This is a genomic window from Arenibaculum sp. (assembly GCF_035998295.1).
GTDB lineage: Bacteria > Pseudomonadota > Alphaproteobacteria > Azospirillales > Azospirillaceae > DASYHS01.
Genome location: NZ_DASYHS010000031.1, coordinates 1 through 20783 on the forward strand (window position 1 = coordinate 1; position 20783 = coordinate 20783).

Sequence of the window (20783 nt, forward strand, 5' to 3'; positions counted from 1 at the left end):
GGCGGCCTCGCTGCCGGTGCTGGCCCAGCCCGATTTCCTGCTCGGCTCCCGCGTGCTCGTGCGCGCGCCCTCGGCGGCCACCGTGGTCCCGGTCGAGGACCCGTCGGCGGGCGACAGGCTGCTGGTGGTGCCCCTGCGCGAGGCCGGGGCGGTGTCCGCCCCGCACGCCTTCCTCCAGGCCCGGCTGCTGCCGGCGGCCCAGGGCATCGTCGTCCGCCCGGTCGCCGACGGCGTCGCGGTGCGCCCGGTGCGCGACGGGGTGGAGGTGACGGCCGACGGCGGGCTTCTCCTGTCCTCGCCGGAGGACCGGCTCCTGGCCGGCGCGCGGGAACCCGAGCCCGCCGGCGCGAAGGGGCCCGCCCCGCTGTTCGAGTTCGCGTCCTGGCGGCGCGGCGGGATCGACGAGTTCAGCGAGACGCGGCAGGCGCTGCAGCAGGCGATCGCGGATGCCGACGAGCCGGCGCGCGACCGCGGCCGGCTCGACCTCGCGCGCTTCTATCTCGGCCACGGTTTCGGGGCGGAGGCGGCGGGCCTGCTCTCCTTCGTCGCCGAGCGCCAGCCCGAGCTCGAGGACCAGCCGGAGTTCCGGGCCGCGCGGGGTGCCGCGCGGGTGCTGGCCGGCGACTGCCCCGGCGCCTCGGAGGATCTTGCGGCGCCCGGCCTCGACGGCTATCCGGAGGCGCTGCTGTGGCGCGCCGCCGCCGCCGCCTGCGCCGCGCGGTGGGAGGAGGCCGCCGCCGGCTTCGGCCAGGTCGGCGACGTGCTCGACCGGTACCCGGACCCGTTCTTCCGCAGGCTCTCGCAGCTCGCCGTCCAGGCGGCGGTCGAGACCGGCGCCGCCGACGAGGCGCTGCGGCTGGTCGAGCGGGTCTCCGCGCGCGTCCCAGGGGCGGAGGAGGCCCCGGCCATGGCCTATCTGCGCGGCCGCGCTGAGCAGCTCGCCGGCCGGCCCGACCGCGCGGTCGAGCTGTGGCGCGGTGCCGCGGAAGGCGCCGACCAGCTCTACCGCACGCGCGCGGAATTCGCGCTCGTCCGGCAGGAGCTGGAGGACGGGACGATCACCCCCGACCAGGCGATCGAGCGGCTGGAGCGCCTGCGCTTCGCCTGGCGCGGGGACGATTTCGAGCTGTCCGTCCTGCGCCGCCTGGGCGACCTGTACCTGGCCGCCGGCAAGCATGCGCTCGGCTTCGACACCTTGCGCACGGCCTTGCTGCTGTTCCCGGAGCATCCCGACGCGGCCGCGGTCGAAAGCCAGCTCCGGCAGGGCTTCTCGGAGCTGTTCGCGACGGACGGCGCCGCCGCGCTGCCCCCGCTCGACGCCTTGGCGCTGCACGGGCAGTACCAGGACCTGCATCCCTCCGGGCCCGAGGGCGACGTGATCATACGCCGCCTGGCGGAGCGCCTGGTCGAGATCGACCTCCTCGACCACGCCGCGGAGATGCTGACCCCCCTCGTCGAGAAGCGCCTCGCCGGCGTGGAGAAGGCCGAGGCCGGGGCGAGGCTCGCCTCGATCCGGCTGCTCGACGCCAAGCCGGCGCTGGCGATCACCGCCCTCGACGCGAGCGAGGTGGACGGCGTCCCGGGCGAGCTGGCCTCCGAGCGCAAGGTCCTGCGCGCCCGCGCGCTCGCGCAGACCGGCCGTCCCGCCGACGCGCTCGCCCTGCTGGCGGACGAGCCCGGGCGCCCGGCCGACCTGCTGCGGGTCGACATCGCATGGCGCGCCGGGAACTGGGCGGAAGCCGCCTCGGCCCTCGGCCGGATCGTCGGCCCGCCGCCCGCGGACGGGGCGCTGCTCGCCCCGCGCGAGACCCAGATGGTGCTGAACCGGGCCGTCGCGCTCGGCCTCGCCGACGACGCGGCCGGCCTGGAGCGGCTCGGCGCGGAGTTCGGCCCGGCGATGGCCGGCACGCCCGACGCGGACGCCTTCCGCGTGCTGACGCGCGCCGGCCAGGGCGGCGGGCTGGTCGACCTGGCGACGATCCAGCGCCGCGTCGCCGAGGTCGACGTCTTCCACAGCTTCCTCGCCGAGTACCGCAACGCCCGCCCGCCGGCGCCGGTCCCCGGGAGCTGAGCGCTCAGCCGCCGGCGCCGTTCGCGCGGCGAAGCGCCGGGCGCTCGTTGAGGCGGGCGACGTAGCGGTCGAAGGCCGGCTCCCCCTTCAGCGACGGCGCGCCGAACATCATGGCCCAGCTGATCTGCGCGCCGACATAGACGTCGGCCGCGGTGAACCGCTCGCCGAGCAGGTAGGGGCCGGGGTCGAGGGCCTGCTTGAGCGCGCCCAGCACGTCCTCGTAGCTGCCGTAGCCCAGCGCGCCCTTGCGGGCCACGGCGGGGCGGTCGAACATCCGGTCGGTGATCGCCGGCTCGAAGCAGCCGGCGCCGAAGAACAGCCAGCGGTAATAGGCGCCGCGCAGCGGGTCGTCCGTGGCCGGCGCCAGCCCCGCCTCGGGGAAGGCGTCGGCCAGGTAGGCGACGATCGCCGCCGTCTCCGTCACCACCACCCCGCGATGGACGATGGTCGGCAGCTTGCCCATCGGGTTCACCGCCAGGAATGCCGGCGTCTTGTGCTCGCCCTTCTCGAAGTCGAGGACGATGGTGCGCCGCGGCGCGCCGACCTCCTCGAGCATCCAGTTCACGATCTGCGCCCGGGACATGGGGTTGTAGTAGAAGACGATCTCGTCGGCGCTCATGCGTGGCTCCTCCCGTTTTTGCGACGAGGGGGAGGGTGGCCGCGCGCCGGTCCTTTGTCCAGCGCGCGCCTCTCAGAGCGGACTGGCCGACCCGAAGCTCTGGACCAGGGTGCCGGCGATCAGGTGCCAGCCGTCGACGAGCACGAAGAAGATGATCTTGAACGGCATCGCGATCATGATCGGCGGCAGCATCATCATGCCCATCGACATCAGGATCGACGCCACGACCATGTCGATGATCAGGAACGGCAGGAACAGCAGGAAGCCGATCTCGAAGGCGCGCCGCAGCTCCGAGATCATGAAGGCCGGGATCAGCACGTGCAGCGGCGTCTCCTCGGGCTGGGCGATCGGGCCGAGGCGCGCCATCTCCGCGAACAGGAACAGGTCCTCCTCGCGGACCTGGCGCATCATGAAGCCGTGGACCGGCTGCATCGCCAGCGCGAAGCCGTCCATCGGCTCGACCTCCTCGTTGATCAGCGGCACGATCCCCTGCGAGTAGGACTGCTGGAGCACCGGAGCCATCACGAAGAAGGTCAGGAACAGCGCGAGGCTGACCATGACGGTGTTGGGCGGCGTCTGCTGGACGCCCATCGCCGTGCGCAGGAACGACAGCACGACCACGATCCGCACGAAGCTCGTCACCATGATCAGGATCGACGGCGCCAGCGACAGGATCGTCAGCAGGGCGAAGATCTGCACGATCTGCGCGGTGGTCGAGCCGGCCCCGTCGCCGAAGTCGAGCGAGAGCGACTGCGCGGCCGCCGGGCCGGCGGCGAGCAGCGCTGCGGCCGCCGCGAGGGGCAGGAGGCGCTTCATCGCGCTCGCTCGCGTTCGGGCTCGGCCGCGTCGACCGCGTCGCGGAAGGCCGGCCGGGCCGGGATGCCGCGCTCGACGACGGTGTCGTCGCCGGGGCCGAGCAGGATCAGGTGCTCGGTGTCGTCGCGGCGCACCAGCACCAGCCGGCGCTTCGCGTCGACCGCCGCCACTTCCACGACCGAGAGGCGGCGCTGGCGCCCGCGGCTGAGCGCCGGGCCGCCGAAGCCGAGCCGGCGCAGCAGCAGCGCCAGCAGCGCGATCAGCCCGAGGACGAAGGCGAGTGCCAGCGCGAACTGGATGTAGGTCGAGTAGTCCATGTCGGGATGTGCCTCGGGTCGGCGGTCTTTGGGTTCAGCGGCCTTGGTTTCAGCGGCCTCGGGTTCAGCGGCCTCGGTTCAGCGGCCGTCGGGTTTGCGGCCGTAGGCGTCCGCCGCCCGGTTGTGCAGCGACGCCGCGGGCCGCGGCGGCCCGGCGATCCAGTTCCTGCAGTCCGCCTCCAGCGCGGTCAGTTCCGCGGCGAGGCGCAGCAGGCCCGGCAGGTGCCGCTTGCCCGCCTCGGGCGTCAGCATGTCGACGCCGCGGCAGATCTCGGCGACCCGGTCGTCCAGGCCTGCCAGGTCCGGCATCGCGCCCTCGGCCAGAAGCTGGCGGGCGGCGGCGACCGCCGTCCCGAGCTCGTCGATCGTCTCGGCCATGCGGGCGTCCAGCGCCGCGGCCGCGTCGGCCGCCCGGCCGGGGCCGCTCAACTCCGCCTCGCGCGCGGGGGCAGCTTTCCGTTCGCCCGGTACACGTAGGACAGGACCTCGGCGACCGCGATCAGCGCTTCGGACGGGATCTCGCAGTCGAGCTCGATCGCCGACAGCAACTCGGCCAGGTCCGCATCCTCGCGCACCTTGATGCCGTTCGCGAAGGCCAGCGCCACGATCTGCTCGGCCATCAGCCCCTTGCCGCTCGCCGCGACGCGCGGCAGCGACGAACCGCCGAGTTCGTACTGGAGCGCGACCGCCACCTGCCGCTTGCGCGGACCCGGCGGCGGGGATGGGGGGCTTTCGTCGTCGGTCAAGCGAAGCGTCCGCATCTGAGTTTCGGCTAGGTCTAAAGGCTAGCGGTTCATGCTTAAGTTTTCATTTACGGGGCCGGCCGGCAATTTCTGCCGCGCGGCCGCGGTCCGGCGCCGGAAACCCGGGGGAATCCGCGACTGGTCCGGAACCTGCAAGGTATCGGGCGGAACAGGGACGTGCGGGGCGGGGACGGTCGGGACGGCCGTCCGGGCTTCGAATGTCTTAGCGAAATCTTAACGCAAACCGCGCAAAGACTCGGCGCGGGATGATCCGGCAGGTGCTGGCCATGGACATGAACGGACTGGGCCTCTTCAGGCTCATCAAGGGCAAGATGGACTGGCTGACGCAGCGCCAGGAGGTCGTCGCGCACAACATCGCGAACGCCGACACTCCCGGCTACCAGCCCAGCGACCTGACGCCCTTCACGTTCCGCGCGGCCCTCGGCAACGCGGCGCGGCTGCCGCAGGCGCAGACTTCCGCCGGCCACCTGACCGGTACGGCCACAGGCGGCGGCCCGGCGCGCGAGGTGACGGAGCGCAAGCCCTACGAGACCGCGCCGGACGGCAACGGCGTCGTGCTGGAGGAGCAGCTGCTCAAGATCTCCCGCACCGGGACCGAGTACAACATGGCGATCAACCTGTATCGCAAGCACATGGGATTGATCCGGACGGCGATCGGCCGGGCCGGGTGACGGCGGGTCCGGCGGCGGGCGGCTGAAGGGAAGGGACGGGCATGGACCTCGATCGAGTGTTGCTGATCTCGGCGGCCGGCATGAAGGTGCAGGGCGCCCGGCTCAAGGTGATCGCGGAGAACCTCGCGAACGCGAACTCGACGGGGGAGACCCCGAACGACCTGCCGTACCGGCGCAAGACCATCAGCTTCAAGAACGAGCTCGACCGCGAGCTCGGCATCGACACGGTGCGGGTGCGCAAGGTGGACGTCGACCCCGGCGACTTCCAGCGCCGCTTCGACCCGAGCCATCCCAGCGCCGACGCGGAGGGATACGTCCTGTTCCCGAACGTCAACACGCTGGTCGAGGGCGTCGACATGCGCGAGGCCCAGCGCAGCTACGAGGCCAACCTGAACGTGATCGAGACGTCGCGGACGATGCTGAACCGCACGATCGACATCCTCCGCAGCTGACCGGCCAGGAGACGAGACCATGGTCACCCGCATCGCCGACGCCGTCTCCGCCTATGCGAGCGCTGCCGCCAGCGCGGCGAAGCCCGGTATCTCCCCGCCCACGGGCGGCCCGTCCTTCGCCGAGTTCGTCAAGGGCGCGGCCGAGGGCGCCGTCGCGCGCCTGGACCAGGGCGAGCAGGTCAGCGCCCAGGCCGCCGTCGGCAAGGCCGACCTGACCGACGTCGTGACGGCGGTGAGCAACGCCGAGGTGACGCTGCAGACCGTGGTCGCCGTGCGCGACCGGGTGGTCCAGGCCTACCAGGAAATCCTCCGCATGCCGATCTGACGGGCGCCGGCGGGCCGGGGGGCACGGCCGGCGCGGCGCCCCAAGGGCGGGATCGGGGGGCGGGGGCGGGGACAGGATCAGGGGCAGGGGACGGCGAGCAGGCATGAACGCGACCGACGTGCTGGACGTGATGCGCGAGGCCATCGTCGTCATGATCAAGATGGGCGGGCCCATCATGGCGCTGACCCTGGTGATCGGGCTGGCGATCTCGGTGTTCCAGGCGCTGACCCAGATCCAGGAGATGACGCTCACCTTCGTGCCCAAGATCATCGCCGTGTTCGGCGCCCTGCTGATCCTGATGCCCTTCATGCTGGCGACGCTGGCGACCTTCACCGAGCAGATCGCCGACCGGATCATCGGTCTCGGCGCGGGCGGCTGAGGCGGGCATGCTCGACTTGGTCGTCGAGCGCATGCTGGCGGGGAACGTCTACGCCTTCATGCTGGTGTTCGCGCGCATCGGCGCGACCTTCACCCTGCTGCCCGGCTTCGGCGACGCCTACGTGCCGATGCGGGTCCGCCTGCTGCTGGCGATCGCGATCAGCGTCGTGGTCGTCCCGGTCGTCGCACCCACGCTGCCGCCCCTGCCCAGCTCGGGGCTGGCGCTCGGCATGCTGGTGATGGCCGAGAGCTTCGTCGGCTTCTTCATCGGCTCGATCTCGCGCATCCTGCTGGCGGCGCTCGACGTCGCGGGCATGATCGTCTCGATGCAGACCGGGCTCGCGGCGGCGATGATGTTCAACCCCGCGCTGGCGACGCAGGGCACGCTGGTCGGCGTGCTGCTGACCAATCTCGGCATCGTCCTGCTGTTCGTGACCGACCTGCACCACCTGCTGATCCTGGCCGTGGTCGACAGCTACGGGGTGTTCGCGCCCGGAGCCGGGCTGCCGCTCCAGGATTTCGGGCGCGCGATCGTCGCCTTCGTGGGCGAGAGCTTCTCGGTCGGGGCGCGGATGGCGGCGCCCTTCCTGATCGTCGGGCTGATGTTCAACGTCGGGCTGGGCGTGCTCCAGAAGCTGATGCCCCAGATCCAGATCTTCTTCCTCGCGATGTCGTCCCAGATCGCGCTCGGGCTGGTCATGCTGATGATCACGCTGTCGGCGGCGATGATGTTCTGGCTCGCCTATCTGGAGGCCGGGCTGACCGGGCTGCTGGGGGCGCGCTGACATGTCGGAAGACCAGGACGACTCGCAAAAGACCGAGGACCCGACCCAGAAGCGCCTCCAGGACGCGCGCGAGAAGGGTCAGATCCCGATGAGCCGGGAGATCGGCACCTGGGCGACCATGTCGGCGATCCTGCTCGTCGTCGTGGCGCTCGCGCCGGGCATGGTCCGCGACCTGTCCTCGGCGCTGGCCGGCTATCTCGGCCAGGCGCACGCGATCCCGATGGACGGCGGCAATGTCGGCGCGCTGCTGGTGGATGCGGCCCTCCTGCTCGTGAAGACGCTGGCGCTGCCGATGCTGCTGCTCGCCGCCGTCGGCGTCGTGGCGACCTTGATCCAGACCGGCGGCCTGGTCGCCACCGAACAGATGAAGCCCACCTTGAGCAAGCTGTCGCCGCTCAAGGGCCTGACCCGCATGGTCTCGCCGAAGGGGCTGGTCGAGTTCGCCAAGAGCGTCGTGAAGCTGTTCGTCGTCGGCGCCGTCATCGGCTGGGTGCTGTGGCCGATGATGACCAGCCTGGAGCACTATGCCGGCCTCGACATGGCGCTCGTCCTGGGCGAGACGAAGGAACTGACGGTGCGGATGCTGATCGCGGTGGTGGTCATCCTCACCGTGGTCGCCGTCGCCGACGTCGTCTATCAGCGCCACGCCTTCCACAAGCAGCTCATGATGTCGCGCCAGGACCTGAAGGAGGAGTTCAAGCAGCAGGAGGGCGACCCCGCCGTCAAGGCGCGCCTGCGCCAGCTCCGCATGGAGAAGGCGCGCCGGCGCATGATGGCCAACGTGCCGAAATCGGACGTGGTGATCACCAACCCGACCCATTTCGCGGTCGCGCTGAAATACGAGCCGGGCACGATGCAGGCGCCGGTCGTCGTCGCCAAGGGGGCGGACCTGCTCGCGCACCGGATACGCGAGCTCGCGCGCGAGCACGGCGTGCCGATCGTGGAGAACCCGCCGCTGGCGCGCGCGCTGCACGCCTCGGTGGAGATCGACGAGGAAATTCCTGCCGAGCATTACCGTGCGATGGCGGAAGTCATTTCCTATGTGTTCAAACTCAAGAACCGCAGGCTGCCCCAGTGACGTCGCGCCGTCCGGCTCCCCCGCCGGAAGCCACCGAGTACCCAGGACCCGAATTGAAGGACCTCGCTCAGCTTCTCCCGACCGACGCCGTCGACCCGCAGGGCAAGGGTCATCCGCCGCCGGCCGGCTCCCCCCGGTCCGTGCTGCGCACGGTGGCCGGCGGGATGGCGGCCCTCGCGGCGATCGGCTTCGCGGGGATGGGGCTTGCGGCGTCCGGGGCGGTCGAGGACCCCTTCCTGCTCGCCTCGGCGTCGACCCTGGCGATCGTCGCGGTCGCGGCGGCGGTCGCCTGGCGTGCCGGGCACATCGAGGCGAAGGCGTCGCGCGACCGCCTGCTGCTGGGCGAGGCGTTCGAGGAGTCTTTCTGCGGGCGCCTCGTGGTCGGCCCCGAGGGCGGTGCCGCGCATGTGAACGCGGCGTTCTGGCGGCTGGTCGACTGCACCGGGGCCACGCCGCTCGACGGCCTGCGCCGGCAGTTCGACCACGACCCCGAGATGGCCGAGCGGTTCCGGCGCATCGCCGCGGCGGCCGCCGCGGGCAGCCCGGCGCAGGCGGAACTGTCGCTGCGCCGCCGCCGCGACGCGCTGGACTGGCGCCACGTCCAGGCGCTGCCGCTGGCGCGCGCGCCAGGCTACGTCGAGTGGCGGATCGAGGACGTCACCGCCCGCAAGGAAGTCGAGCAGGTCATCCGCGAGGAGCAGAGCAGCCTGCTGGACTTCATGGACCACGCGCCGGTCGGCTTCTACTCCGTCGATCTCGACGGCCGGTTCCTGTTCGCGAACGCGACGCTGGCGCGCTGGCTGGGATGCGAGGCGCGCGACCTCCTCGACGGCGGCGGGCCGAGGCTGCACGACGTGCTGGCGGAGCCGCCGCCCGGCGCCGCGCCGTTCACGCCGTTCCCCGGGGACAAGGCGCGCGGCGAGGTGCTGATGCGGGGGCTCCAGGGCCGCCTGTTCCAGGCGAGCGTCGCCCAGAGCGTGCTCCACGGCGCCGACGGCGGCGTCCTGCGGACCCGGTCGGTCGTCCGCGACCTGTCGCCCGAACGCGAATGGCGCGAGGCGCTGCGGCTGTCCGAGCAGCGCTTCCAGCGCTTCTTCGAGGACGCGCCGATCGGCATCGCGCTGGTCGAGGAGGGCGGGCAGGTGGCGGAGTGCAACCGCGCCTTCCTCGCGATGATCGGCAGCCAGCTCCAGGACATCCTCGGCCGGCCGCTCGGCGACCTGATCCACCGCAGCCAGCGCGCGGAGGTCGTCGCCCGCCTGAACGCCGTGTCCCACGGCTCGGACATGACGGCGCCGATGGAGGTCAAGCTGCGCGGCGCGCGCGAACTGGTGGCGCAGCTCTACGCGAGCCGCCAGGCCGCCGGCCCGGCCGGCAGCACCTTGAACGGCCCGGTCCCGGGCCCGGCCGGGGGCTCGGCCGGCGGCCATGGCCTCATCCTCCACTTCATCGACCTGACGGAGCAGAAGAACCTCGAGGCCCAGTTCGCCCAGAGCCAGAAGATGCAGGCGATCGGCCAGCTCGCCGGCGGCGTGGCGCACGACTTCAACAACCTGCTGACGGCGATGATCGGCTTCTGCGACCTGCTGCTGCTGCGCCACAAGCCCGGCGACCAGTCGTTCAGCGACATCATGCAGATCAAGCAGAACGCGAACCGGGCGGCAAACCTGGTCAGGCAGCTCCTCGCGTTCTCCCGCCAGCAGACGCTGCAGCCGCGCGTGCTGAGCCTGACCGACGTCCTGGCCGAGCTGTCCAACCTGCTGCGCCGGCTGATCGGCGAGAACATCGAGCTGCGCCTCCTGCACGGCCGCGACCTGGGCCTGGTCAAGGTCGACCAGGGCCAGCTCGAGCAGGTGATCATCAACCTCGCGGTCAACGCGCGCGACGCCATGCCCGAGGGCGGGCGGCTGACGGTCGTCACCAGCAACCATTCCGCCGCCCAGCCGATCCGGCGCGAGCACGAGGAGATGCCGCCGGGGGACTACGTCGTCCTCGAAGTGATCGACACCGGCGTCGGCATCCCCAGGGAGAACCTGAGCAGGATCTTCGAGCCGTTCTTCTCGACCAAGGAGGTGGGGTCGGGCACCGGGCTCGGCCTGTCCACGGTCTACGGCATCGTGCGCCAGACCGGCGGTTTCGTCTTCGTCGACAGCGCCCCCAACGAGGGGGCCAAGTTCACGATCTACCTGCCGCGCCACCGCGAGAGCGAGCAGGCGGCCGAGGCGTCGGCCGTCCCCGACCCGCGCGAGCGGGCGAGCAGCGACCTGACCGGCAGCGGCACCATCCTGCTGGTCGAGGACGAGGACGCGGTCCGGGTGTTCAGCGCGCGGGCGCTGCGCAACAAGGGCTACCAGGTCATGGAGGCCCGCAGCGGCGAGGCGGCGCTGGAGCTGCTGTCGGACACCGAGGTCCGGGTCGACCTGCTGGTCAGCGACGTGGTGATGCCGCAGATGGACGGGCCGACGCTGATCCGCAAGATCCGCCCGCTGCGCCCCCACCTGAAGGTGATCTTCATCTCCGGCTATACCGAGGACCGGTTCCGCCAGCACCTCGAAGGCGGCGAGCACGTCGACTTCCTGCCGAAGCCGTTCAGCCTCAAGCAGCTCGCCGGCAAGGTGAAGGAAGTGCTGCGCGGCGGCCGGGACTGAACGGGCCGCCGTTCTTGCCCGCACCGGGTTCCGCAGTTCGCGGGCATTATACTTCCGATCGTGGATGCACGAATGCGCCGTCACCGTTGACGGCGGTTCGAATGCTGCCCGCGTAATGTCAATTGATATTCCATGGCATGTAAAACTGGCTCGTTGGACAGGTGATTATTCGTAAGTATTTGTTAATGTAATGCCGGAAGGCGGAATTTTGACCTTGTTCATTTTCTGAGAACTGAAGTTCTCGTTCGAAAACATGAAATCGGTCGAAGTTCCCCGCAATCGGTCCCAAGAGAGAGGCGGTTCCATGGTGGTCGTGCAACATGCCGGGGAAGACGCGGAAACTCACTCGGGTGGACGGACGGCTCTCGCAGACCTGGAGGCTTCGTTCGCGGGACATCCGATCTGGAAGGCGAAGCTTCTGCTTTGCCTGTCGTCCGGATGGGCCTCGCCGGAGGACCTGCGCATCGTCGAGCCGGTGCTTGCCGCGGCTGCCCGGACGCATCGGACATGTCGTTCCGCGTTCGGCGACGCCGGCGGCGACCGGGCGCCTGGTCCGGGCGAGGACCGGGACCATCCGTCTTCCGACGCTCCGACATTCGCCTTGTACTTCGAGGAGAAGTACAAGGCCTTCTGTCGCGAGCGCCCGGAGGCGGAGGTGGCGGCTTTCCTCGCGGGAGGCGGGCTGGCGGTCGAGCGCAGCCTGTCGGCTCTGGCGACGGCCCGTCTCAAGGCGGGGATGCCGGCGCCGGCCGAGGAGGTGCGGCGCGAGGACATGCCGGTCGGCGGAGGACCGGCGGTACTCCGCTCGGCCGCCGAGTACGCGCTGTCGCTGCACTTGCGGCTGCTCGAAGACCTCTACGGGGCGCTGCGCTCCGAGCGTGTCGCGGATGCGTTCGAGCGGATCCAGGCGCGGCTGAGCCTGGAGCGGCCGGAGGAGCCGCCGATCCCCCTTCGGCCGGGTGTCGGCGAGATCATGCTCGTCGAGCGCGACGCCGACCGTGACATCGAGTTCTCGGTCGAACGCTACCCGTGCACGGCAGAGACGCTGGATCCGCGGGTGGTCCGCATTCCGCCCGGCAAGACCAACAACCTGCACAAGCATGCGCACGAGACCCTGTTCTGCTTCATCGACGGCACCGGGGAGATTCTGGTCGGGACGACCTGGGTGCCGGTGAAGGCGGGAGACGCGGTATTCGCGCCCCGCTGGGCCATGCATCAGACCCGCAACACCGGGACCGGCGAGTTGGTGCTTCTCGCGATCACGGACTATTACCTCACCAGCCGGGTCTATGTAGGGAAATACGACAAGATCTAGGTCGGCCGGGCGTCGCTCCCCGGCGAAGCCGCGCGCCGGAACGCGCCCGACCTGCCATTGCGCCCCTTCTCGCCGACCGTCCGGTCGCTCCGACGAGGGTTCCGAATGCCGCGAGCCAACAGCAATACGGGAGAAGCAGGATGAATGCCTTCTGGGAGCTTGCCGACGCTACGCGCACACAGACGGAATATCTGGCGGATCGGCGCCTGCAGTCCTTGCGCGAGCTGCCGCTGTCGACGTTGAAGAAGATTTTCGTGCAGTACCGCTTCTTCACGATCTACTACATCAATGACCTCGGCCTTCTGGTCCATCGCCTGCCTTTCGGCAATCTGCGCAGTCTCCTGGCCGAATTCTTGAGCGAGGAACTCGGCGAGGGCGATGCCGCTCTCGCCCATCCCCGGATCTACGACGATTTTCTCGCCAGCATCGGCGCGGACCCCGCCACCTTCGAGGGCTGCGCTCTCGGGACCAACGTCCAGCTCCTGGAGGAGATCAGCTCGCTCGTGGCGACGCAGTCGCCCGCGGAGGCGGTCGGGCTGCGCGGCCTGGGCGGTGAATGCCTGTGCCAGCTCTATCTCGAAGCGATGCACGTCCACTTCAGCAAGAACCCGGAGATCGTGGCCATTGCCGATCGCGTCGACTGGCGGTTCTGGGACATCCATGCGGGAGAAGTCGACATCACGCACCGGTTGCTCCTGCGAGCTGCCATCGACGAGGAGATCGCGCGCTCGCCCGAGCTCGAGGCCGACATCCGCCAGGGCTACGAGAAGAGCAAATATTCCTGGGACGCGTTCTGGTCCAACATCTTCGCCGCCGTGGACGACGCACCGGTCGCTCCGGCGGCGGGCGTCGCGCCGGCCATGGTGGCCAAGTGACCCGTGCGCTGGATCTGAACCTCGCGCGCCAGGCGCTCGATGCCGCGATGCGGGGGGCGATCGAGCGCCGCGCCGCGGTCGGCATCTCCGTCGTGGACGGGCGCGGCGACCTGGTGGCCATGCTGCGGATGGATGGCGCCCCCTGGTACACCGTTGCGGTCTCGCGCGGGAAGGCGGCTGCCGCGGCCGCATTCGGAAAGCCGAGCGGCGAACTGGCGCCGAGGGCGGACATGCCGGCATTCCGGATGCTGCAACACGAGGATGGCCTCGTCGCGCAACAGGGCGCGGTGCCCATCCGTGTCGCCGGGCGCGTCGTCGGTGCGATCGGTGTCAGCGGGGCGACCAGCGAGCTGGACGAGCAGATCGCCATCGACGGGGCATCCGCGGTTCAGGTCCAGGAGGCGTCCTGATCGGGTGTCGGCATCCGATCGTGCGGTCGCAGCAGCCCCCCGTCCGCTTCGGACGGGGGGGCGTCCCATGCCCGCGTGATGGCGCGCGCCTGGTTCGGCCTCGACGTGTCGGCGGAACCGATCGGCTGCCTGGGGCGGGGGTAGCGCTGCCAGGGAAAATGCCAGTTGGTATCGGAGGTGCAGCGCTGTAGCTGGGCCTGGTTCGCGGTTACGAGACCGAGCATCGCCGCCTTGAGCACGGCCTGGCCGGTATGGGCCGCACCCAGCTTGCGTCGGGCATTCTCGAGGTGGAATTTTATCGTCCTGGGGCTGAGGCCGAGGATCTGGCCGACATCCGTGCGGCTCTTGCCCCGCGCCGCCCATTGCAGGCACTGCAGTTCGCGCGGGGTCAGCGCATCGTTCCGCGGCGGGCCGCCGGAATCGGCGAGCCTGCTCGCATGGGCGTGCAGGTAGACCGACATGGCGTGCAGCACGACGTGGCACGGCCGGAGCCCGGCATCGACCGGTTCCTCGTTCCCGAACGCGAAGGTCACGACGGCGAGGCGGCCGGGCACGTTGTCGTAAACCGGAACGATCAACGCCGTTCGGGCGGCGCCGGGGCAGGCTCCCTCCCATTCCTCGAGGAACGGCAGGTGCCTGCCCGCTGCACGCTCGACGACGGCGCCGAGCCGTTGATGCTCGGCCATCGGACGGGGGGTGGCGCCGGAAACGATGATCAGGCTGCCGGCCAGGCGGCCGGCCGCGCGGTCGGACGACCGCAAGCGGGCGGTCTCGCAGCGGACATATGCGAAGGCGTCGACGCCGACCTCGTGCGACGCCTCCTGCATGGCGTCCCGGAGCTCGTCCAGCGAGCGTGCCTCGGCGAGGTGTGCGATGAACCGGTCGAACAGTCGCATGGCGTCCTCCTCGAAGCTGCGATGCGGTTCGCGCGGACGTCCGTCTCCGTTCAGCGCGTCTGCGCCGCCGGTGCCGTCCGGTTCCGCCGTCTCGACAGGACCCCGCCGACCAGCATGACCCCGAGGGTGACCAGAACGATGCCGATCACGGTCGCCGGCGACGGGATCTCGCCGAGCAGGGGGATGCCGAGCAGCGCCGCCAGCCCGGGCGTGAGCGCCCCGAAGACCGCCGCGCGCGGCGCACCCAGCCTGCGGACGGCCTCGGCGTAGAAATACAGCCCGAGGATGGCGACGCCGATCCCCTGGACGACGCCCTGGAACAGCACGTCCGACCACGACGCGGTGAGGAGGTTCGGCTGGAACAGCCCGAAATAGATCGGAGCGAAGATGACGCACGAGCAGACGTTCACCAGGGCGGCCGCGTGCCAGGACGTGATCCCGGACCGCCGCTGCGCCAGCGTGTACCCCGCGAACAGGCAGCCGCAGAGCAGGAACAGCAGGTCTCCCCGCCATTCGCCCCCGGCGCGGTCGAACACGAGAGAGTAGCCTCCGATGCATGCGACGCCGGTGGCGACCGCCGCGAAGCCCACGAGCTGCGGCCGGTCATACCGTTCGCCGAAGAGCAGTGCGGCCAGCAGTGCCACGAACAGCGGCATCGCGCCGATCATCAGCGTGCCGACATGGGAGGCCGGCGCGAACAGCATGCCGGTCGAGGTGAGGAGCATGAAGGGCGCGCCGGCCCCGGTGACCATCATGACCGCCCGGCTGATCCCGATCTGCTTCAGGGCGAAGCCCTTGCGGACGAGGACCGGCCACAGGAACAGGCTGGCGACCGAGAAGCGCAGGAAGGTGACGTCCTGCGGCTCGAGGGTGGTCGTCACTGCGAACCGCGTCGCGACCGCCCAGCTCGCCCAGATCAGCGCGACCGCCAATCCGGAAAGGACGCCGAGGGTGACGTTCCAGCGGGAGGTGGCAAGGACGGTTGCGGCCGGCGGGGCGGTGATCGCTTGGCTCGGGCTGCTGACGGTCATGAGATGCTCCGGATTGCGATCCGACGCGTCCACGGCCGGAAGGGAGAGGTCGTGGGCCCCTTTCCGTCAGCCGTCCCGGGATCGCTTCTTCCGGGGAATGCTGCTAGGTCGGAATATATGATTCAAATGCATTCTTCGAATGATGATTATGAAAGATATCTATTATCTTGAGGTGCTCGGTCACGCCTTCGCGCAAGCTGTCGACGGCGGCCGCGAGGTTGCCGAGCGACGGTCCTTGGAGCATGGCGATCGTCGCTTCGAGCGAGAAGTCGGCGACGTCCACCATGCACAGCCGGCTGCGATGCGGGCTGGCTTCGAACTGCCGCCACGGCACCAGGCCGAGACCTCCGCTGCGTGCGATCAGGGAGAGCTGGAGATCCTCGCCGAACACCTCGGCGGCGATCCGCATCGGCGCATTGATGCGGTCGAACGCCCGCTGCAGGGTCATGCGGCAGCCGCATCCGGCCGGGTTGAGGACCCAGCCTTCACCGACGAGGGCTTCCAGGGTGACGCGTCCCTCGAAGCTCGTATCCCGGCGTGCGACCACCACCACCCGTTCCGGCCCGGCCTCCGTCACCCGGACGCCCTTCGGAATCGTATGGTTCGCCGTGATCAGGCCGATGGCGCAGTCGAGGGCGCCGTTGCGGATCTCGTCGAGCAGGCGTGACGTCCAGTTCGAGCTGATCTGAAGCGTGAGGCGCGGGAAGCGGCGTCGCAGGTCGTCGATCGGCGAGGTCAGGACGACCTCCGCCAGGCCGTGGGCGATGCCGATGCGCAGGTCGCCCGCAGGCTCGCCGACGCTCGATATGTAGGCTTCGAGGTCGACGACCGTCTTGAGGATGCGGCGGCAGTGCTCCAGCACCTGGCGGCCCGCCGGCGTGAGTGCCGGCGGCTTGGTGCTGCGGTCGAGGAGTGTCAGGCCGACGGCGGCCTCGAAGTTCTGCAGGCGCCGCGTCATGGCCGGCTGGGTGAGGTTGAGGCGCAGGGCGGCGCGGTTGACGGATCCGGTCTCCGCGACGGCGACGAACGCCTTGATGTCGTGCAGGTTCATGATGCCTCGCCCGTTTCCGTCCGCCGGCCGTGGGCGTCCGCGCGCCGGCGATGCGGTCGTCCGGAAGGTGCGTTCCGCGGCAGGGACCCGCAAGACCTTACGGGACAGGATGCTCGAACGCACCAATGTTTCGCTTCGCCGGGTCTTTTTGATGGCGGGCGACTTGGGGTGGTGCAATATGGTCGAAGCCCGGACGGCCTCGCGTCGGCCGCGCGTCGCGAACCCTCGATTCGAGATTTGACATGATCGATTTCGACAGGTTTTCGCTCGGTCTCCGTTCGGCCTGTCACCGGCGCGACCTCGTGGAGGCGATGGCGGAGGTGCTCTCCGGCGTCGGTCTTCGGTTCGCGTACGGCGTCGCCAGCATCCTCGATACCCGGCAGTTCGAGTGCCTGCGCTCCGACGACCCCTCGGCGCGGGGAGGCCGTGACGGTGATTGCGGGCAGATGGACCTCGTCGTCGAACGGGCCGCCGCGGAACGCCTGCCGTTCTTCTGGTGGGCGCCGGCGGATGCGCCGGCCGGGACGGGTCCGGTGCGGGCGCCCGCGCCCGCCTGGGCCGGCTCGGCGGCCGGCTGGGCGGTCCCGGTGCATGACGGCCTCGGCTACGTAGCCGCCATGAGCTTCGGCACGCTCTGCACGGGCGATGCCATCGAGGCCGTCGTGGAGCGGCACAAGCCCACTCTCCACGTGATGGCGATCCACTTCCACGCCCGGGCCCGCGAGCTGCCGGCCGTCGCGTCGCCCGCTGCCTGTCCCAGATTGACGCGCCGGGAGCTGCAGTGCCTCGAAGGAATCGCCCGGGGCAGGAGCCGGGCGGATATCGGCCGCGACCTGGGTGTCAGGCCGAGGACGGTCAAGTTCCACCTCGAGAGCGCGCAGCGGCGGTTTCAGGTGGCCAGCACCACGCAGGCCGTCATGTGCGCCGCCCTCCTCGGACTGATCTCCCGCGAATAGGGCCCGGGCGGAGGCGGGTCAATCCGCGGTGGCCTCGGGTACCCTGGAGCGCTCGAGCAGCTTCAGGACGCCGACCACGTCGTCGTCGCCCAGCCCCGCCCGGACGGCTTCCGCGAAGAGCTTCTCGTTGGTTGCGGCGACCGGGGTCGAAAGGCCGGCCCGGCGAGCCTCCTCGCAGATGAGGCGGATGACCTCGGCGACGGTCTTGACCGACGCTTGCTGGGAGAAGTCGCCCGCGAGCAGCTTCGGCGCCTTGCCGCGGTAGAGATCGTTCGCCATCGGGCCGGCCAGGACGATCTCGAAGAACTGATCGAGGTCCAGTCCGATCCCGCGCGCGAAATGGGTAGCCTCCGTCACCGCCTCGAACATCGCGATCAGGAGCAGGTTGTTGGCCAGCTTCATGCGCATCGCGCCGGGCGGCTGGCCGCAGCGGATCGTGGCCTTGCCCAGGGCGGCGAAGATCGGCTCGACCCCGTCGATGGCGGTCGGGTCGGCCGCCGCCGCCATGATGACCAGTTGCGCCGCTTCCGCCGGCTTGCGCGATCCCGAGACGGGAGCCTCGACGTAGCGGCCGCCGGCGGCGGCGACGTCGGCTGCCAGCGCCTGCGAATAGGCGGGCGCCACCGTGCACATCGTGACGACGATCTTGCCTTCGATCGGAACTCCGACGCGACCGTCGGGGCCGCGTTCCAGCACCCTGTCCATCTCGCGGTCGTTGGGCAGCATCAGGACCACCGCCTCGCTTCGCGCGATCGCGTCGCGGGCCGTATCCGCGACCGCGATCCCGGCCGCGCGGAACGGTTCGCAGCGGGCGGACGACCGGTTGTGGACGGTCAGTGCGAACCCCGCTTTCGCCAAGTTCCAGGCCATGGGTTCGCCCATGACTCCCAACCCGATCATGCAGACGTCCATGGTTCCCTCATCTGCTGCGCGTCCCGCATCCGGGACCGGCTTCGGCATTCCATGATAGAAGGCCACGGGACCCCGGACGTCGGCACCTGTCCAACTGGACAGCCCTCGTTCGCGCGGCCGCGGGGCGGATGCGGCGCGCGGCGTGCGTTCATTCTCCGTTCCAGATTTCTATTGGTGTTCGCGAACGAAACGCGTACAGTCGCGGCATTGCACTCCCGTCCGCCGTATGAGAGAAGAGGGCCTGCACATGTCGTCCGCACCCTTGCGTTTGGTTGAAAATCCCATGGATAAACAGAAGGCGCTCGAGGCAGCCCTCAGCCAGATCGAACGGTCGTTCGGCAAGGGCTCCATCATGAAGCTGGGCGCACGAGAGAGCCTGGTTGAAACCGACGTGATCTCGACCGGCTCGCTCGGCCTCGACATCGCGCTCGGCATCGGCGGCATTCCGCGCGGCCGGATCATCGAGATCTACGGCCCGGAAAGCTCCGGCAAGACCACGCTCGCCCTGCATGCGATCGCCGAGGCGCAGAAGCACGGCGGCACCTGCGCCTTCGTCGATGCGGAACACGCCCTCGACCCGAGCTACGCGCGCAAGCTCGGCGTCAACGTGGACGAACTGCTGATCTCCCAGCCCGACGCGGGCGAGCAGGCGCTCGAGATCGCCGACACTCTGGTACGCTCCGGCGCGATCGACATCCTGGTGATCGACTCGGTGGCGGCCCTCGTGCCGCGGGCCGAGCTCGAAGGCGAGATGGGCGACAGCCATGTCGGCCTGCATGCCCGGCTGATGAGCCAGGCGCTGCGCAAGCTGACCGGCTCGATCTCCAAGTCGCGCTGCACCGTGATCTTCATCAACCAGATCCGGCTGAAGATCGGCGTCATGTTCGGCAACCCCGAGACGACGACGGGCGGCAACGCGCTGAAGTTCTATGCCTCGGTCCGGCTGGACATCCGCCGCATCGGCGCGATCAAGGACCGCGACACCGTGGTCGGCAACCAGACCCGGGTCAAGGTGGTCAAGAATAAGATGGCCCCGCCGTTCCGGGTCGTCGAGTTCGACATCATGTACGGCGAGGGCGTCTCCAAGGTCGGCGAGCTCCTGGACCTCGGCGTCCAGGCCGGCGTCGTCGAGAAGTCGGGCGCCTGGTTCAGCTACGACGGGCAGCGGATCGGCCAGGGGCGCGAGAACGCGAAGCAGTTCCTGCGCACCAATTCCGAGATCGCGAACGCGATCGAGCAGAAGGTGCGGGCCAATTCCGGCCTCGTCGCCAGCGCCATGATGGGCACGCCCGAGACCGACGGCGAGGCGTCCTCCCCGGACTGACCCGCGGCCCTCCCTGCCGCCGCTGCCGGCCGCGCCCTCCAGGCGCGGCCGTTCGCGTTTGCGCCCGTTACGCCGGCTCGGCGCTGCGTTCGGCGATCATCTCTCGGAACGCCGGGCGGGCCTGGCAGGCCTCGATCCACGCCTTCAGATGCGGGTAGTCGTCGAACACGCCCGGCACCGGCTGGGCATAGCGCAGCACTTCCGCCAGGTTCAGGTCGGCGACGGTGAACCGCCCGCCGACCGCGTGGCCGCCCTGCGCGCGCAGCGCTTCGTCCAGGATGCCGAACGGGCGCCGCAGCGCCGCGACCGCCGTTTCGATGATGCCGGGGTTCCGCTCCCGGTCGGCATAGTTGAGGACGATCTTCACGGAATGCGGCTCGCACTCCGTCGCGGCCCACAGCGTCCACATCGCCGTCAGCCCTTCCTCGCGGATGTCGGCGGGCGCCAGCGGCCCGCCATGCTTCCTCGCGAGGTAGAGGTTGATCGCCAGCGACTCGATCAGCACGAGGCCGTCGTCCTCGATGCAGGGGATCAGCCCGTTCGGGTTGACCGCGAGGAAGGCGGGCGACGCGGTGTTGAGCGGCGCGTCGGCGGCCGAGGGGTCTGCCAGCCGGTAGGCCTGGATCACGGGCACCAGCTCGTACGGGATGCCGAGCTCCTTGGCCAGCCAGACGTTGCGCGACGCGCGCGAGCGGAGAACGCCGTAGATCTTCAGGGGCATCATGGTCCTCGACGGTTATGCCCGCAGCATAGCCGGGACGCATCGCGCCGCAAGGCCGCTTGACAAAGTTCCTATTTTGTTCCAGGTTGTCCTACGCGCAGTCGCAAGGAGCAGGCCCGTGACGCTCGACCCCCGCCAGGAACTGTTCTGCCGCCTGGTCGCCAACGGCGCCACCCCCGCCACCGCGGCCCGCATGATCGGCTACGCCGACCCGGCCGCGGGCGAGACGCTGCTGGCCGAGCCCGGCATGGGCGAGCGCGTGGCCACATTGTCCGCCGCCCGCGAGACCGGCCACGCCGCCATGTTCGAGCGCCTGGAGGCCTGGCTGTCCCACCTGGTCGAGCACTCCATCGCCAACGGCCAGACCG

23 protein-coding genes and 1 pseudogene are annotated in these 20783 nt (G+C 70.1%); 14 read left to right on the plus strand and 10 right to left on the minus strand.

Annotated features, from left to right (window positions below; translation table 11 throughout):
* Window positions 1–2071, plus strand: a pseudogene (locus tag VGO20_RS02900) (tetratricopeptide repeat protein); the annotation flags it as partial.
* Between the two features lie 4 nt (window positions 2072–2075).
* On the opposite strand, the gene VGO20_RS02905 reads toward VGO20_RS02900, so the two are convergent.
* The 5 genes from VGO20_RS02905 to VGO20_RS02925 form a co-directional block, all read right to left on the minus strand.
* A complete protein-coding gene (locus VGO20_RS02905; RefSeq protein WP_327500783.1) occupies window positions 2076–2690 on the minus strand; it encodes a glutathione S-transferase family protein in 615 nt (204 codons plus the stop codon).
* A gap of 72 nt (window positions 2691–2762) precedes the next feature.
* A complete protein-coding gene (gene fliP / locus VGO20_RS02910; protein ID WP_327500784.1) occupies window positions 2763–3506 on the minus strand; it encodes a flagellar type III secretion system pore protein FliP in 744 nt (247 codons plus the stop codon).
* On the minus strand, window positions 3503–3823 hold the full coding sequence (locus VGO20_RS02915; protein ID WP_327500785.1) for a flagellar biosynthetic protein FliO: 321 nt from the start codon (window positions 3821–3823) through the stop codon (window positions 3503–3505). The genes fliP and VGO20_RS02915 overlap by 4 nt, the downstream gene beginning before the upstream one ends.
* A gap of 78 nt (window positions 3824–3901) precedes the next feature.
* Window positions 3902–4252 (minus strand): hypothetical protein, encoded by a 351-nt coding sequence (locus tag VGO20_RS02920; RefSeq protein ID WP_327500786.1) that lies wholly within the window; start codon window positions 4250–4252, stop codon window positions 3902–3904.
* A complete protein-coding gene (locus VGO20_RS02925; protein WP_414639771.1) occupies window positions 4249–4584 on the minus strand; it encodes an EscU/YscU/HrcU family type III secretion system export apparatus switch protein in 336 nt (111 codons plus the stop codon). Before VGO20_RS02925 ends, VGO20_RS02920 begins: the two co-directional genes overlap by 4 nt.
* Before the next feature lie 269 nt (window positions 4585–4853).
* Here VGO20_RS02925 and flgB point away from each other — a divergent pair, with 269 nt between their 5' ends.
* The 10 genes from flgB to VGO20_RS02975 all read left to right on the plus strand — a co-directional run bounded on the left by flgB (window position 4854) and on the right by VGO20_RS02975 (window position 13524).
* Window positions 4854–5258, plus strand: a complete 405-nt coding sequence (gene flgB, locus VGO20_RS02930) for a flagellar basal body rod protein FlgB (RefSeq protein ID WP_327500788.1) — start codon at window positions 4854–4856, stop codon at window positions 5256–5258.
* A gap of 41 nt (window positions 5259–5299) precedes the next feature.
* On the plus strand, window positions 5300–5710 hold the full coding sequence (gene flgC / locus VGO20_RS02935) for a flagellar basal body rod protein FlgC (RefSeq protein WP_327500789.1): 411 nt from the start codon (window positions 5300–5302) through the stop codon (window positions 5708–5710).
* A 19-nt stretch (window positions 5711–5729) separates the two neighbouring features.
* Window positions 5730–6035 carry a flagellar hook-basal body complex protein FliE gene (gene fliE, locus VGO20_RS02940; RefSeq protein ID WP_327500790.1) on the plus strand — a complete coding sequence of 102 codons (306 nt, stop codon included), beginning with the start codon at window positions 5730–5732 and terminating at the stop codon, window positions 6033–6035.
* Between the two features lie 103 nt (window positions 6036–6138).
* Window positions 6139–6414, plus strand: a complete 276-nt coding sequence (fliQ, locus tag VGO20_RS02945; RefSeq protein ID WP_327500791.1) for a flagellar biosynthesis protein FliQ — start codon at window positions 6139–6141, stop codon at window positions 6412–6414.
* 7 nt (window positions 6415–6421) lie between these two features.
* Window positions 6422–7198, plus strand: coding sequence for a flagellar biosynthetic protein FliR (gene fliR / locus VGO20_RS02950; RefSeq protein ID WP_327500792.1), 777 nt, complete (start codon window positions 6422–6424; stop codon window positions 7196–7198).
* 1 nt (window position 7199) lies between these two features.
* Window positions 7200–8276 carry a flagellar biosynthesis protein FlhB gene (flhB, locus tag VGO20_RS02955; protein ID WP_327500793.1) on the plus strand — a complete coding sequence of 359 codons (1077 nt, stop codon included), beginning with the start codon at window positions 7200–7202 and terminating at the stop codon, window positions 8274–8276.
* Between the two features lie 164 nt (window positions 8277–8440).
* Window positions 8441–10924 carry a hybrid sensor histidine kinase/response regulator gene (locus VGO20_RS02960; RefSeq protein WP_414639772.1) on the plus strand — a complete coding sequence of 828 codons (2484 nt, stop codon included), beginning with the start codon at window positions 8441–8443 and terminating at the stop codon, window positions 10922–10924.
* 304 nt (window positions 10925–11228) lie between these two features.
* Window positions 11229–12239 (plus strand): cupin domain-containing protein, encoded by a 1011-nt coding sequence (locus VGO20_RS02965; RefSeq protein ID WP_327500795.1) that lies wholly within the window; start codon window positions 11229–11231, stop codon window positions 12237–12239.
* A 140-nt stretch (window positions 12240–12379) separates the two neighbouring features.
* Window positions 12380–13114 (plus strand): iron-containing redox enzyme family protein, encoded by a 735-nt coding sequence (locus VGO20_RS02970; RefSeq protein WP_327500796.1) that lies wholly within the window; start codon window positions 12380–12382, stop codon window positions 13112–13114.
* Window positions 13111–13524: a GlcG/HbpS family heme-binding protein gene (locus tag VGO20_RS02975; RefSeq protein WP_327500797.1), complete on the plus strand. Its 414-nt coding sequence runs from the start codon at window positions 13111–13113 to the stop codon at window positions 13522–13524. Before VGO20_RS02970 ends, VGO20_RS02975 begins: the two co-directional genes overlap by 4 nt.
* On the opposite strand, the gene VGO20_RS02980 is transcribed toward VGO20_RS02975, so the two are convergent.
* The 3 genes from VGO20_RS02980 to VGO20_RS02990 form a co-directional block, all read right to left on the minus strand.
* Window positions 13503–14420, minus strand: a complete 918-nt coding sequence (locus VGO20_RS02980; protein WP_327500798.1) for a helix-turn-helix transcriptional regulator — start codon at window positions 14418–14420, stop codon at window positions 13503–13505. The genes VGO20_RS02975 and VGO20_RS02980 overlap by 22 nt on opposite strands.
* A 50-nt stretch (window positions 14421–14470) precedes the next feature.
* A complete protein-coding gene (locus tag VGO20_RS02985) occupies window positions 14471–15451 on the minus strand; it encodes a DMT family transporter (RefSeq protein ID WP_327500799.1) in 981 nt (326 codons plus the stop codon).
* Between the two features lie 103 nt (window positions 15452–15554).
* Complete coding sequence (locus VGO20_RS02990) at window positions 15555–16679, minus strand: LysR family transcriptional regulator (protein WP_327500800.1); 1125 nt, start codon at window positions 16677–16679, stop codon at window positions 15555–15557.
* Window positions 16680–16744: 65 nt separating this feature from the next.
* On the opposite strand from VGO20_RS02990, the gene VGO20_RS02995 reads away from it, so the two are divergent.
* The gene (locus VGO20_RS02995; RefSeq protein WP_327500801.1) at window positions 16745–17458 is read left to right on the plus strand and encodes a response regulator transcription factor; all 714 of its coding nucleotides are present in this window, start codon (window positions 16745–16747) and stop codon (window positions 17456–17458) included.
* 18 nt (window positions 17459–17476) lie between these two features.
* Here VGO20_RS02995 and VGO20_RS03000 read toward each other — a convergent pair whose 3' ends face one another.
* Window positions 17477–18358: an NAD(P)-dependent oxidoreductase gene (locus VGO20_RS03000; protein WP_327500802.1), complete on the minus strand. Its 882-nt coding sequence runs from the start codon at window positions 18356–18358 to the stop codon at window positions 17477–17479.
* 259 nt (window positions 18359–18617) lie between these two features.
* Here VGO20_RS03000 and recA point away from each other — a divergent pair, with 259 nt between their 5' ends.
* Complete coding sequence (gene recA / locus VGO20_RS03005) at window positions 18618–19694, plus strand: recombinase RecA (protein WP_327500803.1); 1077 nt, start codon at window positions 18618–18620, stop codon at window positions 19692–19694.
* 67 nt (window positions 19695–19761) lie between these two features.
* Here the strand turns inward: recA and VGO20_RS03010 are convergent, their stop codons facing one another.
* A complete protein-coding gene (locus VGO20_RS03010; protein WP_327500804.1) occupies window positions 19762–20415 on the minus strand; it encodes a glutathione S-transferase family protein in 654 nt (217 codons plus the stop codon).
* 118 nt (window positions 20416–20533) lie between these two features.
* Here VGO20_RS03010 and VGO20_RS03015 point away from each other — a divergent pair.
* Window positions 20534–20783 (plus strand): hypothetical protein (locus VGO20_RS03015; RefSeq protein WP_327500805.1); only part of this gene is annotated, 250 nt, incomplete at its 3' end.

What these genes read in the sequence shown, in the direction of transcription:
- VGO20_RS02915 (WP_327500785.1), bottom strand. Translation starts at nt 3,823, where the DNA reads ATGGACTACTCGACCTACATCCAGTTCGCGCTGGCACTCGCCTTCGTC.
- VGO20_RS03010 (WP_327500804.1), bottom strand. Translation starts at nt 20,415, where the DNA reads ATGCCCCTGAAGATCTACGGCGTTCTCCGCTCGCGCGCGTCGCGCAAC.
- VGO20_RS02960 (WP_414639772.1), top strand. Translation starts at nt 8,441, where the DNA reads ATGGCGGCCCTCGCGGCGATCGGCTTCGCGGGGATGGGGCTTGCGGCG.
- VGO20_RS02905 (WP_327500783.1), bottom strand. Translation starts at nt 2,690, where the DNA reads ATGAGCGCCGACGAGATCGTCTTCTACTACAACCCCATGTCCCGGGCG.
- flgB (WP_327500788.1), top strand. Translation starts at nt 4,854, where the DNA reads ATGGACATGAACGGACTGGGCCTCTTCAGGCTCATCAAGGGCAAGATG.
- VGO20_RS02970 (WP_327500796.1), top strand. Translation starts at nt 12,380, where the DNA reads ATGAATGCCTTCTGGGAGCTTGCCGACGCTACGCGCACACAGACGGAA.
- VGO20_RS02985 (WP_327500799.1), bottom strand. Translation starts at nt 15,451, where the DNA reads ATGACCGTCAGCAGCCCGAGCCAAGCGATCACCGCCCCGCCGGCCGCA.
- fliE (WP_327500790.1), top strand. Translation starts at nt 5,730, where the DNA reads ATGGTCACCCGCATCGCCGACGCCGTCTCCGCCTATGCGAGCGCTGCC.
- flhB (WP_327500793.1), top strand. Translation starts at nt 7,200, where the DNA reads ATGTCGGAAGACCAGGACGACTCGCAAAAGACCGAGGACCCGACCCAG.
- VGO20_RS03000 (WP_327500802.1), bottom strand. Translation starts at nt 18,358, where the DNA reads ATGATCGGGTTGGGAGTCATGGGCGAACCCATGGCCTGGAACTTGGCG.
- VGO20_RS02925 (WP_414639771.1), bottom strand. Translation starts at nt 4,584, where the DNA reads ATGCGGACGCTTCGCTTGACCGACGACGAAAGCCCCCCATCCCCGCCG.
- fliP (WP_327500784.1), bottom strand. Translation starts at nt 3,506, where the DNA reads ATGAAGCGCCTCCTGCCCCTCGCGGCGGCCGCAGCGCTGCTCGCCGCC.
- flgC (WP_327500789.1), top strand. Translation starts at nt 5,300, where the DNA reads ATGGACCTCGATCGAGTGTTGCTGATCTCGGCGGCCGGCATGAAGGTG.
- VGO20_RS02965 (WP_327500795.1), top strand. Translation starts at nt 11,229, where the DNA reads ATGGTGGTCGTGCAACATGCCGGGGAAGACGCGGAAACTCACTCGGGT.
- recA (WP_327500803.1), top strand. Translation starts at nt 18,618, where the DNA reads ATGTCGTCCGCACCCTTGCGTTTGGTTGAAAATCCCATGGATAAACAG.
- fliQ (WP_327500791.1), top strand. Translation starts at nt 6,139, where the DNA reads ATGAACGCGACCGACGTGCTGGACGTGATGCGCGAGGCCATCGTCGTC.
- VGO20_RS02995 (WP_327500801.1), top strand. Translation starts at nt 16,745, where the DNA reads ATGATCGATTTCGACAGGTTTTCGCTCGGTCTCCGTTCGGCCTGTCAC.
- VGO20_RS02980 (WP_327500798.1), bottom strand. Translation starts at nt 14,420, where the DNA reads ATGCGACTGTTCGACCGGTTCATCGCACACCTCGCCGAGGCACGCTCG.
- fliR (WP_327500792.1), top strand. Translation starts at nt 6,422, where the DNA reads ATGCTCGACTTGGTCGTCGAGCGCATGCTGGCGGGGAACGTCTACGCC.